General features: G+C 63.6%; 8 protein-coding genes. 6 read left to right on the top strand and 2 right to left on the bottom strand.

The annotated features are described in order from the left end of the window. Nucleotides 1–146: 146 nt before the first annotated feature. From KR767_RS16385 to KR767_RS16375, 3 genes are read left to right on the top strand one after another with little or no spacing between them, the layout of a single operon-like run. On the top strand, nucleotides 147–1,241 hold the full coding sequence (locus KR767_RS16385; protein ID WP_250877035.1) for an ABC transporter substrate-binding protein: 1,095 nt from the start codon (nucleotides 147–149) through the stop codon (nucleotides 1,239–1,241). Further along, a complete protein-coding gene (locus KR767_RS16380) occupies nucleotides 1,238–2,317 on the top strand; it encodes a FecCD family ABC transporter permease (RefSeq protein ID WP_250877034.1) in 1,080 nt (359 codons plus the stop codon). Before KR767_RS16385 ends, KR767_RS16380 begins: the two co-directional genes overlap by 4 nt. Next, the gene (locus KR767_RS16375; protein ID WP_250877033.1) at nucleotides 2,314–3,081 is read left to right on the top strand and encodes an ABC transporter ATP-binding protein; all 768 of its coding nucleotides are present in this window, start codon (nucleotides 2,314–2,316) and stop codon (nucleotides 3,079–3,081) included. Before KR767_RS16380 ends, KR767_RS16375 begins: the two co-directional genes overlap by 4 nt. Before the next feature lie 57 nt (nucleotides 3,082–3,138). Here the strand turns inward: KR767_RS16375 and KR767_RS16370 are convergent, their stop codons facing one another. Then, entirely contained in the window at nucleotides 3,139–4,050 is a 912-nt protein-coding gene (locus KR767_RS16370) for a LysR family transcriptional regulator (RefSeq protein ID WP_250877032.1), read from the bottom strand. A gap of 465 nt (nucleotides 4,051–4,515) precedes the next feature. Between KR767_RS16370 and KR767_RS16365 the strand changes: the two genes are divergently transcribed. Both KR767_RS16365 and KR767_RS16360 read left to right on the top strand, forming a co-directional pair. Next, nucleotides 4,516–7,356 carry a TonB-dependent receptor plug domain-containing protein gene (locus KR767_RS16365; protein WP_166946487.1) on the top strand — a complete coding sequence of 947 codons (2,841 nt, stop codon included), beginning with the start codon at nucleotides 4,516–4,518 and terminating at the stop codon, nucleotides 7,354–7,356. A 312-nt stretch (nucleotides 7,357–7,668) separates the two neighbouring features. After that, complete coding sequence (locus KR767_RS16360; protein WP_250877031.1) at nucleotides 7,669–10,509, top strand: TonB-dependent receptor plug domain-containing protein; 2,841 nt, start codon at nucleotides 7,669–7,671, stop codon at nucleotides 10,507–10,509. Here KR767_RS16360 and KR767_RS16355 read toward each other — a convergent pair. Beyond that, nucleotides 10,491–10,700: a hypothetical protein gene (locus KR767_RS16355; RefSeq protein WP_250877030.1), complete on the bottom strand. Its 210-nt coding sequence runs from the start codon at nucleotides 10,698–10,700 to the stop codon at nucleotides 10,491–10,493. The genes KR767_RS16360 and KR767_RS16355 overlap by 19 nt on opposite strands. A 183-nt stretch (nucleotides 10,701–10,883) precedes the next feature. Here KR767_RS16355 and KR767_RS16350 point away from each other — a divergent pair, with 183 nt between their 5' ends. After that, the gene (locus KR767_RS16350; protein WP_250877029.1) at nucleotides 10,884–13,721 is read left to right on the top strand and encodes a TonB-dependent receptor plug domain-containing protein; all 2,838 of its coding nucleotides are present in this window, start codon (nucleotides 10,884–10,886) and stop codon (nucleotides 13,719–13,721) included. The last annotated feature ends 19 nt before the right edge of the window (nucleotides 13,722–13,740 follow it).

The following is a 13,740-nucleotide window of genomic DNA, read 5'->3' as shown; positions in this document are numbered from 1 at the left end:
TCGTGCATCCACGACACCGCAGCAATACGTTGCCGCCACACAATGGGCGGCTGACACGGGGGTTTTCAATCCCCTGCTCCCGCGAGTGACTACCGATGATCCCCTCCCTATCCCTTCGATCCACCCTGCGGCGCCTGCTTTGCGCCATGCCTTTCCTCCTGCTCGCCCTCGTCTCCCCGCTTGCCCATGCCGGCGAGACGGTGACCGACATGGCGGGGCGTCGCGTCACGCTGCCCGATCATGTCGATCGCGTGCTGCTGGGCGAAGGCCGCCTGCTATATGCAATGGCGCTGCTGGAAGGCAAGGATCCCCTGCACCGTATCGTCGGCTGGCAGGGTGACCTGCAAGCGCTCGATCCGCAGACCTGGGCTACTTACCAGAAGGCCTTTCCCGGTATCGACCGCATTCCGCTCATCGGCAAGTCATCCGAAGCGACCGTGAGTGTCGAGAAGGCGCTCTCGCTGAAGCCGGACCTCGCGATCTTCAGTGTCGGCGGCCATGGGCCAAGTCGTCACAACGCGCTGGTGCAGCGGTTCGAGGCGGCAGGTGTGCCGGTCGTGTTCGTGGATTTCCGCCAGAGTCCGCTGAAGGACACGCTGCCCAGCATCGAACTGATGGGCAAGGCCTTGCAGCGACAGACGCAGGCGCAGGCCTATATCGATTTCTACCGGCAGCACATGGCGCGCGTGCAGGCCGCCGTCGCATCCGTGCCAGCCAGCGAGCATCCCAGGGTGTTCGTCGAACTGCTGGCCGGGGTATGGGGCGGATGCTGCCATACGGTCGGCAAGGGCAACCTGGGTGAACTGGTGCAGGCAGCGGGAGGTGTCAACATCGCGGCGGACCTGCTGCCGGGCGTGATCGGCGATCTCAACCTGGAACAGGTAATCGCATCCGCACCTGAGGTATATGTCGCCACCGGCAGCCGTCGCGAGGGTGATCGCCCGGCGCTTCACATCGGCGCGCAGACCCCGGTGGACGAGTCGCGGCGCTCGCTCGATGCACTGCTTACCCGCCCGGGGCTGACGGCGATCAAGGCCATTCGCGAGGGGCATGTCCACGGCCTGTGGCACAACTACTACGACTCGCCGTACAACATCGTCGCCGTCGAAGCCTTCCTGAGCTGGTTCTATCCGGGGCGCTTCCCCGACATCGATCCCGCCGCCACGCAGGCCGAGCTGTACAAGCGCTTCCTTGCCGTGCCGCCAGGCGGAACATACTGGGTGGACGGAGACAAGCCGTGACGCGCCCGGTTCCCTCCGAAGGGCTCGATCCGGTGCATGCGGACGCGAGCCGGCGCTATCGCCGGCTCAATGCGTTGCGCGTGCTGGGCCTGCTCGGCATCGTGGCCCTGATCGTCATCGCCGTGGCGATGGACTTCACTCACGGGCCGTCACCGCTCGCGCTGGGTGACCTGTGGCGCGCCCTGGTGTCGCCCGGCAAGGTCTCGCCGGAGGTCGGCGTCATCGTCTGGCAGGTGCGCCTGCCCTATGCGTTGATGGCCGTGCTGGTGGGCGCCTGCCTCGGCCTGGCCGGCGGCGAGATGCAGACCATCCTCAATAATCCGCTGGCAAGCCCCTATACGCTGGGTGTTTCCGCAGCAGCAGCCTTCGGTGCGGCACTGGCCATCGTGCTCGACATGCACATCCCCGGCGTGCCGGTGTCGTGGCAGGTACCGATCAATGCATTCGCGTTTGCGCTTGCCAGCGCGTTGATCCTCGATGGCGTGGCGCGCTGGCGTGCCCTGCCCACGGCGGGCGTGGTGCTGATGGGTATCGCGCTGGTCTTCGTGTTCCACGCACTGGTGTCGCTGTTGCAATTCGTGGCGACGGAAGACGCTTTGCAGGGGCTGGTGTTCTGGACACTCGGCAGTCTCGTGCGCGCGGACTGGACCAAGCTGGCCGTGCTCGCCATTGCCCTGTTGTTCGGGTTGATCCTGGCCTTGCGTCAGTCATGGGCCATGACGGCGCTGCGCCTTGGTGAAGATCGTGCGGCGAGCTTCGGCGTGGATGTGAAACGACTGCGCCTGGGTACGCTGCTTCGCGTCTCGGCACTGTCCGCGCTGACGGTGTCCTTCGTCGGCACGATCGGGTTTATCGGCCTGATCTCGCCGCATATCGCGCGGGCGCTGTTCGGTGAAGACCACCGGTTCTACCTGCCTGGCTGCGTCACGGTCGGTGCGTTGGTGATGTCGCTGGCCTCCATCGCCTCCAAGGGCATCCTGCCGGGCGTCATCATTCCCGTGGGTATCGTGACGGCGCTGGTGGGTATTCCGTTCTTTCTCGTGATCGTCGTACGGGCGAGCGGGAGGATGTCATGAGCCAGGGGTTGCTTGCCCGTGGCTTGCAGGTGCGCCTGGGTGGCCGTGACATCCTGCATGGGCTGGATGTCGGTCCGTGGCAGGCTGGCGAGGTCACCGCGTTGCTCGGGCCGAACGGTAGTGGCAAGTCCACCTTGCTGAGGGCGCTTGCCGGGCTGGTGCCGATGCACGGGCATATCCAGCTCGGATCTGCCGTGGTTTCCGGGCGAGCGGCGCGCAGCGATACCGTTTATCTGCCGCAGGCGTTGCCCGCCGGTGTGCATCTGCGTGTGCTTGAGTCCGTGATTGCCGCTGCGCAGGCGGGATCGGGGCGTAAAACAAGTCCGGAAGAAGCCATGGCGTTGCTGGCGAGTCTTGGCATTGATCCGCTTGCGATGCATTTTCTCGATCAGCTGTCGGGAGGCCAGCGGCAATTGGCAGGGCTCGCCCAGGCGCTGGTGCGACGGCCTTCGGTGCTGCTTCTCGATGAGCCGCTGAGTGCGCTGGATCTTAATCATCAGTTGCAGGTGATGCGCATGGTGGTCGAGGAGACACGGGCGCGTGCGATGGTTACGGTCGTCGTGCTGCACGATCTCAACACCGCGCTGCGTTTCTGCGACGAGACGGCGATGTTACGCGGTGGCCGCATCGAAGCGGCTGGCCGCACGCGTGATGTGATCTCTCCCGCCACGGTAGAGCGCGTCTACCGCGTCACCGCACGCCTGGAACCCTGCTCCCAAGGCCGCCCCCAGCTCATCGTCGATAACGCCCTGTCCGACATGTAGGAGCGCGCCTGCGCGCGACCCGGGTTTCGCGAAGAGCGGTCGCGCGCAAGCACGCTCCTACAGGGTGGTTTCGGTGTGGTGGCGGATCATTTCTACCAGCTGGCGCAGGCCGGGGGGCGACTGGCGGCGGCTGGGGTAGTACATGACGAAAGGCGGGCCCATGGACGACCATTCGGGCATTACCAGTTCCAGGTGCCCGGAGGCCAGTTCATCGCGCACACGCCACTCGAGGCAATAGGCCAGGCCGATGCCGTTGAGTGCGGCTTCGATAGCCGCCGCGCTTTCGTTCACCCGGATGCTGCCCGGGCAATCGATGCGTACCATGGCATCGCCGTCGCCAAGCTCCCACGCATACGCCGTCTGGTCGCCAAGACGCATCTGCACGCACGAGTGCTGAAGAAGATCGTCAGGACGTAACGGACGCCCATGCCGTGCAAGATAAGTCGGCGAGCCGACGATGACCCAGCGCAGCGGCGGCGTCAGCGGTACCGCGACCATGTCCTTTGGCGTAGACGCGCCGTAACGAATGCCCGCCTCATATCCTTCGGCCACGACATCGATCAGGCGATCCTCCACCGCAAGGTCAATATGCACCTGCGGAAACGCCTCGAAAAACTGCGGCAGCACCGGTGACACCAGCAGTCGTGCCGCATCGTGCGGCACGTTGATCCGCAGGCGACCCACCGCGTGATCGCGATAGGCCTCCAGCGCACTCAGGCCGTTACTGATGGTTTCCAGTCCTTCGGACAGGGCGTCGGCCAGATCGGTGCCGGCCGGTGTCAGCGACACCGACCGGCTCGTCCGGTTGAGCAGGCGCACCTCGAGGCGATCCTCGAGTTTTTTCATCGTATGGCTCAGGGCCGATGCCGTAAGCCCCAGCTCCGTCGCCGCCTGGCGAAAGCTTCCGCGCCGGGCGATGGTGAGGAAGACGTTCAGATCGGCGAGATCGGAGCGCGAAAAACCTGCCATGCGGGGATTGCCTCTTTAGTCGTCTGAGCGGATGGCTTCCGCTGAGTATCCTTCATTTGATGAACAAGGAATCGACATGAAAGATAGATTGCAACTGACTGATTTTAAATGATCATAGACTGACTCGCACTCACCATGCCGCTGAGCATAATTCATCGGTGAAGCTCATCTAAGCATTAAATCGTCAGAAAATGTCGCGATATCTCGCTCTTTTTTGTGCAAAGCATCAAATTTGCACGTTTTGTCCAAATAAAGCGCAACTTAGGACGAAATGAGGATTTTCTTAGCGGAAGATCTTGTGCAGAGCGTGACGTGAGCGTTATGTTGCGGTTACGCCGCTATGTCGAGGGGGATCGACGGCGTGGGGTCCCCACCCCTTCCCCGCACCACAACCCACGTGACGGTGCCAACGCACTGTCGTAGTCGTTGCACGGCCTGCCGGGAGGCAGGGCGCGGAGATCAACCATGAATACGTTCAACCATCGGGGCGCCTTCCAGCGCACCGCTCTTGCTATTGCCCTGGGCTCCTGTCTGCTTTCGGCGGCGGCCTACGCCCAGGACGCCGCTCCGGCGGCCGACCCCGCCAAGACCCAGAACCTCGAGACCGTCACGGTCACCGGTTCGCGCATCCGTTCGGTGGATGTCGAGACGGCCCAGCCGGTGTTCACGCTGGACCAGAAGGCCATCAAGGCCACCGGCCTGACCAACGTCAACGAGATCCTGGCCCGCCTGCCGTCCACCGGCACCCCGGACCTCACAAACCAGAGCCCGCTCAGCAACGGTGACGGCGCTGGCGGCACCTACGTCAACATCCGCAACCTGGGTTCCAAGCGCACCCTCGTGCTGGTGGACGGACGCCGCTGGAGCTCCACCCTGGGCGGCCTGACCGATCTGTCGACCATCCCGGTCGCCATCATCGAACGCATCGACGTCCTGAAGGACGGTGCCTCGTCGATCTACGGCTCCGACGCCATCGGCGGCGTGGTGAACATCATCACCAAGCACAAGTACGACGGCGCCGACATCAACCTGTACTTCGGTGAGAACGGCAAGAGCGACGGCAAGCAGAAGAATGCCCAGTTCACCTGGGGTCACAGCACCAAGAACAACTCGCTGATCCTGGCTGCCTCGCAGCAGGAAACCGACCCGATGGCCAGCAGCACCCGCGCGCTGACCCGCTATCCGCAGGGCCCGCGCCATCCGAACGACGGCTACGGCCGCAGCGGCCTGGGCGTGGTCACCAGCCCGGCCGGCAAGCCGTACACCCTGAACCCGGGCGGCAACGCCGCGAACCTCGCCGACTACACCGCGGGCGGCGCGCCGGGCTACAACACGCAGATGGATTCGACCTTCCGCGGCGGCACCAAGCTGCGCAACCTGTTCGTTTCCGATCGCTACAACCTCACCGACAACATCACGCTGCACGCCACGGGCAACTACAGCGTGCGCGACAGCCGTTCGGTCGTGGCCGGCTATCCGTTCGGTTCGAACTCGGCCCCCGGCCTGGCCCTGTCGGGCCAGAATGCCTACAACCCGTTCCCGGGTAACGACGTGGGCTTTGCGCGTCGCCTGACCGAATTCCCGCGCGAGACCAAGTTCCAGAACAAGGTGGCGCACTTCGACGTGGGCGCGGAAGGCTTCTTCACCTTCCTCAGCCACGACTGGAACTGGGACGCGACGTATACCTACTCGCAGTCCAAGTTCAAGCAGGTCGCCACCAATAACGTCTTCCTGCCGAACGCCCGCAAGGCGCTGGGCCCGACGAGCGTGATCAATGGCCAGGTGGCCTGCGCCAACGCCGCCGACCGTGCGGCCGGCTGCCTGCCGTGGAATATCCTGGCCGGTCCGTCGGCCATGAGCCCGGCCCTGTGGAACTACCTGGGCTACCAGGCCACCGACCGTTCGCAGCAGAAGACCAACGACTTCAGCGCCAACGTCGGCGGCGGCCTGTTCGACCTGCCGGGCGGCACGGTCAGCATCGCCGGCGGTGTCGAGCACCGCAAGGAATCGGGCAGCTACTCGCCCGACGCCAACGACGTGCTGCAGCTCACCACCAACCCGTCGTCCGATCCGACCAAGGGCAGCTACATCGTGAACGAGGCCTACCTCGAACTCGACGTGCCCCTGCTGCGTGACCTGCCGGGTGCGCAGGAGCTGGGCGTGAACGTGGCCAGCCGCTACTCGCACTACAGCAACTTCGGCAGCACCACCAACAACAAGTACAGCTTCCGCTACCGTCCGATCGAAGACGTGCTGATCCGCGGTACCTATGCCGAAGGCTTCCGCGCCCCCAGCATCGCCGACCTCTACCAGGGTGCCGAGCAGACCTTCGAGAGCTATCTCGATCCCTGCGACAGCAAGTTCGGCGTGTCCGCCGGTCGTGGTGCCTGCGCCGCCCAGGGCGTGCCGGCCAACTTCCGCCAGATCAACCAGAACGGCCAGCCGGTCAGCAGTGCCAACGGTGATGCGGGCGCCACGCCGTTCACCATCGCCGGCAATCGCAACGTGAAGCCCGAGAAGTCGATCACCCGCACCGCGGGCATCGTCTACAGCCCGCACTACGTGCAGGGCCTGGACTTCACCCTGGACTTCTACAAGGTCCAGATCAACAACGCGATCACCACGCTCAGCTCCGACAGCATCCTCAATTTCTGCTACATCCAGAACCTGCCGCAGTTCTGCCAGTACGTCAGCCGCGACAAGACCGGTGCCATCAGCAACCTGGTGGAATCGCCGGCCAACGTCGGCAAGATCCAGACGCAGGGTTACGACTTCGGCGTGCACTACCGCCTGCCGGAAACCTCGATCGGTACGTTCGCCGTCTACTCCGACAGCAGCTACCTGAAGCAGTACGACGAAACCCCGGGACCGGGTTCGGCCGTGCGCCACCTCGCCGGCTACATGGTCAAGCAGTCGGTAGCCACCGGTGGCGTGGAAGGCCAGTTCCGCGTGCGTTCCAATCTTTCGCTGAACTGGGATTACCAGTCGTTCGGCGCGAGCTGGACCATGCGCTACTTCTCGGGCCTGAAGGACAGCTGCTATGACTCCTTCGAGTGCTCCAACCCGACGGAAGTCAACAACGACAGCGGTCAGCTGGGCGTGGCGAAGAAGGGTTCGGTCACCTTCAACGATGCACAGTTCCGTTACCGCGCACCGTGGAACGCAACCTTCTCGGTCGGCGTGAACAACGTCTTCAACCGCAAGGGTCCGTTCTACTACCGCGCTGCCAGCTCCGGTATTCCGCCGTACTACTCGGGCTTTGACATCGATCGCTTCTTCTACGTGAGCTACGACCAGAAGTTCTGATCGTCCTGAAGCCGGGGCCGGGCTCGCGAATCCTTGCGATTCGCAAGTCCGGCCCCGGTTTTTTTTGGACGAAAATATCGCCGGATAGACGTTGCTGCCACAATCTCTTTCGAATCGTCATTTAGTAGACGCAACAGCCTTGTAGGGCCTGTGACGCGAGCGTTATGTTCGTGTTACGCCGTCATGTCGAGGGGGAATCGACGGCCCGGGTTTCCCCGCCCTCCCCGCCAAACCAACCTCACATCGGTGGCGCCACAAGCGCCGCTTAAGTAGTCGTTCGTCCTGTAGCCAGGCCGGGCATGGAGATCCAGCATGAATTCGTTCAATTTCCGGAGCGCGCCGAAGCGCACCGCGCTTGTTGTCGCCCTGAGTGCGTGTTTGCTCTCGACCGCAGCATTTGCCGATGACAACGGCGACAAGGCCGATGCCTCGAAGACGCAGAACCTGGAAACCGTCACGGTCACCGGTTCGCGCATCCGTTCGGTGGACATCGAGACCTCGCAGCCCGTGTTCACCATGGACAAGCAGGCCATCAAGGCCACCGGCCTGACCAACGTCAACGACGTGCTCGCCCGCCTGCCTTCGGCCGGCACCCCGGACATCACCAACCAGAACCCGCTCGCTGAAGGTTCGGACGTCGGCGGCAACTTCGTCAGCCTGCGCAACCTCGGCGCCGCCCGCACCCTCGTGCTGGTGAACGGCCGCCGCTGGAGCACGTCCATCAATGGCCTGACCGATCTTTCGACCATCCCCGTATCGATCATCGATCGCATCGACGTCCTCAAGGACGGCGCGTCCTCGATCTACGGCTCCGATGCCATCGGTGGCGTGGTCAACATCATCACCAAGCAGAAGTTCGACGGCGCCGAAGCCAATGTGTACTTCGGTGAGAACGGCAAGGCCGACGGCAAGCAGAAGAACGCCGATTTCACCTGGAGTCACAGCACCGCCAACAACTCGCTCATCCTGTCGGCCACGCAGCAGCAGACCGATCCGATGATGAGCAGCAGCCGCTACCTCACCAGCTTCCAGAACGGCCCGCGTCATCAGGGTAGCGGTCTGGGCCTGTCTGGCGTCGGCTCGATCATCAACCCGAACAACGGCGACAAGCTGCAGCTGAACCCAGGTGGCAATGCCGCCAACCTCGCCGATTACAGCGTAGGCAACCCGGCCGGCTACAACACCCAGCAGGACACCACGTTCCGCACCGGCACCAAGCTTCGCAACCTGTTCGTCACCGACCGCTACAACCTCACCGACAACGTGATCCTGCACGCCACGGGCACCTACAGCGTGCGCGATTCCCAGGCGCAGGTCTCGGGCTTCCCCGTCACCACGGGCAACACCGGTCTCGACCTGTCGGGCCAGAATGGCTACAACCCGTTCCCGGGCCAGGACGTGGACATCTCGCGCCGCCTGATCGACGAGCCGCGTGACAGCTACTTCAAGGACAAGATGGCCCACCTCGACGTGGGTGCGGAAGGCTTCTTCACCTTCCTCAACCATGACTGGAACTGGGACGCGACCTACACCTATTCCGATTCGAACGTTCGCCAGACCAACGGTGAAAATCTCTATCTGCCGCACGCACAGGCAGCCCTCGGACCCACCACGACGATCAATGGCCAGCTCGCCTGCGCCAATGCCATCGATCGCGCTGCAGGCTGCACGCCGTGGAACTTTGCCGCAGGCAATGCGGGCATGACCCCGGCGCTGTGGAAGTACATCGGCTACGATTCGGTTTCGCACACCCATGCGAAGACCAACGACTTCTCTGCCAATGTCAGCGGCGGTCTGTTCGACCTGCCGGGCGGCACGGTCAGCATCGCGACCGGCTACGAGCACCGCAAGGAACAGGGCAGCTTCACGCCCGATGCAAACGACACGGCCCTGCTCACCACGAACAATGCTTCCTCGCCCACCAGCGGTGGCTACATCGTGAACGAAGGTTACGTGGAACTGGACGTACCCCTGCTGCGTGACCTGCCGTTCGCGAAGGAGCTGGGCGTCAACGTCGCCAGCCGTTACTCGCACTACAGCAACTTCGGCAGCACCACCAACAGCAAGTACAGCTTCCGCTATCGTCCGTTCGACGACCTGTTCATCCGCGGCACCTACGCCCAGGGCTTCCGCGCCCCGAGCATCCAGGACCTGTACCAGGGTGCGGCGCAGAGCTTCGACGATTACCTGGATCCGTGCGATGCCGTGTTCGGTGCAGCTTCCGCCAAGCCGCTGTGCCGCGCCCAGGGCGTGCCGGCAAATTACCGCCAGGCCGACGCGACCGGTGCACCGATCGCGAACGCAGCTGGTGCTCCGACGACGCTGCCGTTCACCCAGAGCGGCAACCCGAACGTGAAGCCGGAAACCTCCATCACCCGCACGGCCGGCTTCGTCTACAGCCCGCACTTCGTGCCGGGCCTGGATTTCACGCTCGACTACTACAAGATCGAGGTGAACAACGCCATCACCTCGCAGGGCGCCGCCGGCATCCTGAACTACTGCTACATCCAGAACCTGCCGCAGTTCTGCCAGTTCATCACGCGTGACGCGGCCGGCACGGTTACCAACGTCATCGAGAGCCCGGCCAACGTCGGCAAGATCCAGACCCAGGGTTACGACTTCGGCGTGCATTACCGCCTGCCGGAAACCTCGATCGGTACGTTCTCGATCGCTTCGGACAGCACCTACCTGAAGCAGTACGACGAAACGGCCGGTCCGGGCGCCGCCGTGCGTCACCTGGCCGGCTACGTGGTCAACCAGGCGGTTGCCACCAGCTCCGTGCAGGGTGAGTTCCGCGTGCGTTCCAACCTCACGCTTTCCTGGGAGAAGGGTGCGTTCGGTGCCAGCTGGACCATGCGTTACTTCTCGCGCCTGAAGGACACCTGCGTTGATGATTTCGAGTGCTCCAACCCGAGCGAAATCAACAACGATTCGGGCAACGCGGGCGTGATCAACCGTGGCTCGGTGACGTTCAACGATGCGCAGGTGCACTACACCGCACCGTGGAAAGGCACCTTCACCGTCGGTGTGAACAACCTCTTCAATCGCAAGGGTCCGTTCTACAACGACGTGGTGACCGGTGGCGTGCCGCCGTACTACCCGGGCTTCGACGTGGATCGTTACGTCTACATGAGCTACGACCAGAAGTTCTGATCCTGCCGGGATGGCGTCACCATGGCGCCATTCCATGCCGGGTTCTTTTGCGCATCGCATCCGGAAACGGGTGCGGTGCGTTTTTTTATGCCTCGCATTTTTTTGCAGGAGCGCGCCTGCGCGCGACCGATTTCCGCGATATGACCGACCGCGCGCAAGGCGCGCCCTTCCAAGAACTTGCGAAACTTCACAAATTGGATAAAACCATCTTGTAGGACAAGTGACGCGCGCGTTATGTTGTTGTTACGCCGTCATGTCAGGGGGAATGGACGGCCCGGGTTTCCCCACCCTTCCCCGCGTTACCCCACCGACGGCCCAAGGCGCCGTCTTCCGAAGTTGCCGTTCCGTCGCGAGGCGGGACGCGGAGAACCAGCATGAATTCGCATTCCTTCCGGAGCGCTCCCAAGCGCACCGCACTTGTCGTTGCGCTGAGCGCGTGTCTTCTTTCGGCGGCGGCCTACGCCCAGGATGCCGCTCCGGCAGCCGCACCGGCCAAGACGCAAAACCTGGAAACCGTGACCGTCACCGGTTCGCGCATCCGCTCCGTGGACGTCGAGACGGCACAGCCTGTCTTCACCATGGACCAGCAGGCGATCAAGGCCACCGGCCTCACCAACGTCAACGAAATCCTCGCCCGCCTTCCCTCGGCCGGCACCCCGGACATCACCAACCAGAACCCGCTCGCCAACGGTGACGGTGTCGGCGGCAACTACGTCAACATCCGCAACCTCGGCTCGAAGCGCACCCTGGTGCTGGTCAATGGCCGTCGCTGGAGCACCAACCTCTCCGGCCTGACCGACATCTCCACGATCCCGGTCTCCATCATCGATCGCATCGACGTCCTCAAGGACGGCGCGTCGTCCATCTACGGATCCGACGCCATCGGCGGCGTGGTCAACATCGTCACCAAGCAGAAGTTCGACGGCGCCGAAGCCAACGTCTACTACGGCCAGAACGGCAAGGGCGACGGCAAGCAGAAGAACGCCGAGTTCACCTGGGGCCACAGCACGAAGAACAACTCCATCATCCTGTCGGCGACGCAGCAGCAGACCGACCCGATGATGAGCGACGAGCGCAACTTCACCACGTATCCGCAGGGTCCGCGTCATCCGACCAGCCGCCTGGGTCTCACCAACCAGGGCACGGTCACCGGCCCGGACGGCAACACCTACGTGCTGCGTCCGGGCGGCAACGCCGCCAGCCTTGCCGACTACACGCAGGGCGACGCACCGGGCTACAACACCCAGAAGGACACCACGTTCCGCACGGGTACCAAGCTTCGCAACCTGTTCGTCACCGACCGCTACAACCTGACCGACAACGTGATCCTTCACGCCACGGGCAGCTACAGCGTGCGCGATTCCGATTCGCAGGTGTCCGGCTATCCGTTCAGCACCAGCGCCACCGGTCTGCAGCTCTCGGGCCAGAACGCCTACAACCCGTTCCCGGGCCAGGATGTCGACTTCGCCCGTCGCCTCACCGAGTTTCCGCGTGAGACGTACAACAAGGACAAGATGGCCCACCTCGACGTGGGCGCGGAAGGCTTCTTCACCTTCCTCAACCACGACTGGAACTGGGACGCGACCTACACCTATTCCGAGTCGAAGGTGAAGCAGGTCTACAACAACAACGTCTACCTGCCGAACGCCAAGGCCGCACTGGGCCCGACCAGCGTGATCAACGGCCAGGTGGCCTGCGCCAACGCCGCCGACCGCGCAGCCGGCTGCCTGCCTTGGAACATCGCCGGTGGCCCGTCAGCCATGAGCCCGGCCCTGTGGAACTACCTGGGCTATCTCGCCACGGATCGCTCCACGTCGAAGACGAATGACTTCAGCGCCAACGTCGGCGGTGGCCTGTTCGACCTGCCGGGCGGCACGGTCAGCATCGCGGGCGGCATCGAGCATCGCAAGGAAGAAGGCAGCTTCACGCCCGACGCCATCGATGCCCAGCAGCTCACCACCAACCCGGCCACCCAGCCGACCAACGGCGGCTACATCGTGAACGAGGCCTACCTCGAACTCGACGTGCCCCTGCTGCGTGACCTGCCGGGTGCGAAGGAGCTGGGTGTCAACGTCGCCAGCCGTTACTCGCACTACAGTAACTTCGGCAGCACCACCAACAACAAGTACAGCTTCCGCTACCGTCCGTTCGACGACCTGCTTGTCCGTGGCACGTACGCCGAAGGCTTCCGCGCCCCGAGCATCCAGGATCTCTTCCAGGGTTCGGCGCAGACCTTCGACAACTACCTCGATCCGTGCGACGCCGTGTTCGGCTCCGCCTCGGCCCGTGGCGCCTGCGCCGCACAGGGCGTGCCGGCCAACTTCCGCCAGGTCAACCAGAACGGTACGCCGATCACCAGCGCCAACGGTGATTCCGGCCAGCAGCCGTTTACCCAGAGCGGCAACGTGAACGTGAAGCCCGAGAAGTCGATCACCCGCACCGCGGGCCTGGTCTACAGCCCGCACTATGTGCCGGGCCTCGACTTCACCCTCGACTACTACAAGGTCGAGGTGGACAACGCGATCACCAACCTCACCGCCAACGGCGTGCTGAACTTCTGCTACGTGCAGAACATCCCGTCGTTCTGCTCGCGCATCACCCGCAATGGTGCTGGCACGATCACGGGCCTGGTCGAAAGCCCGGCCAATATCGGCAAGCTGCAGACCCAGGGCTACGACTTCGGCATCCATTACCGTCTGCCGGAAACCTCGATCGGTACCTTCGCGATCGCCTCGGACAGCACCTACCTGAAGCAGTACGACGAAACGGCCGGCCCGGGTTCGTCGGTGCGTCACCTCGCGGGCTACATGGTCAACCAGGCCGTCGCCACCAATTCGACCGAAGGCGAGTTCCGCGTTCGTTCGAACCTGTCGGTGAACTGGGATTACGAGGCCTTCGGTGCCAGCTGGACCATGCGCTACTACTCGGGCCTGAAGGACGTCTGCGTCGACAGCTTCGAGTGCTCGAACCCGACCGCCATCAACAACGATACCGGCACGCCGGGCATCGCCAAGAAGGGCTCGGTCACGTTCAACGATGCCCAGGTGCGTTACCGCGCACCGTGGAACGGCACCTTCGCCCTCGGTGTGAACAACATCTTCAACCGCAAGGGTCCGTTCTACTACGACGCGGCCACCGCTGGTGTCCCGCCGTACTACTCGGGCTTCGACGCGGATCGCTTCTTCTACGTCAGCTACGACCAGAAGTTCTGATCCATCGGCCGGCTTTGGC

Source organism: Luteibacter anthropi, assembly GCF_023699965.1.
In the GTDB taxonomy this organism is placed as follows: domain Bacteria; phylum Pseudomonadota; class Gammaproteobacteria; order Xanthomonadales; family Rhodanobacteraceae; genus Luteibacter; species Luteibacter anthropi.
The sequence above is the reverse complement of the archived record's forward strand: the minus strand, read 5'-3'. Positions and strand labels throughout refer to the sequence as shown.

Bases quoted from the DNA above. Each gene is read 5' to 3' on its own strand.
- KR767_RS16385 (WP_250877035.1), top strand. From the start codon at position 147: ATGCCTTTCCTCCTGCTCGCCCTCGTCTCCCCGCTTGCCCATGCCGGC.
- KR767_RS16375 (WP_250877033.1), top strand. From the start codon at position 2,314: ATGAGCCAGGGGTTGCTTGCCCGTGGCTTGCAGGTGCGCCTGGGTGGC.
- KR767_RS16370 (WP_250877032.1), bottom strand. From the start codon at position 4,050: ATGGCAGGTTTTTCGCGCTCCGATCTCGCCGATCTGAACGTCTTCCTC.
- KR767_RS16365 (WP_166946487.1), top strand. From the start codon at position 4,516: ATGAATACGTTCAACCATCGGGGCGCCTTCCAGCGCACCGCTCTTGCT.
- KR767_RS16360 (WP_250877031.1), top strand. From the start codon at position 7,669: ATGAATTCGTTCAATTTCCGGAGCGCGCCGAAGCGCACCGCGCTTGTT.
- KR767_RS16350 (WP_250877029.1), top strand. From the start codon at position 10,884: ATGAATTCGCATTCCTTCCGGAGCGCTCCCAAGCGCACCGCACTTGTC.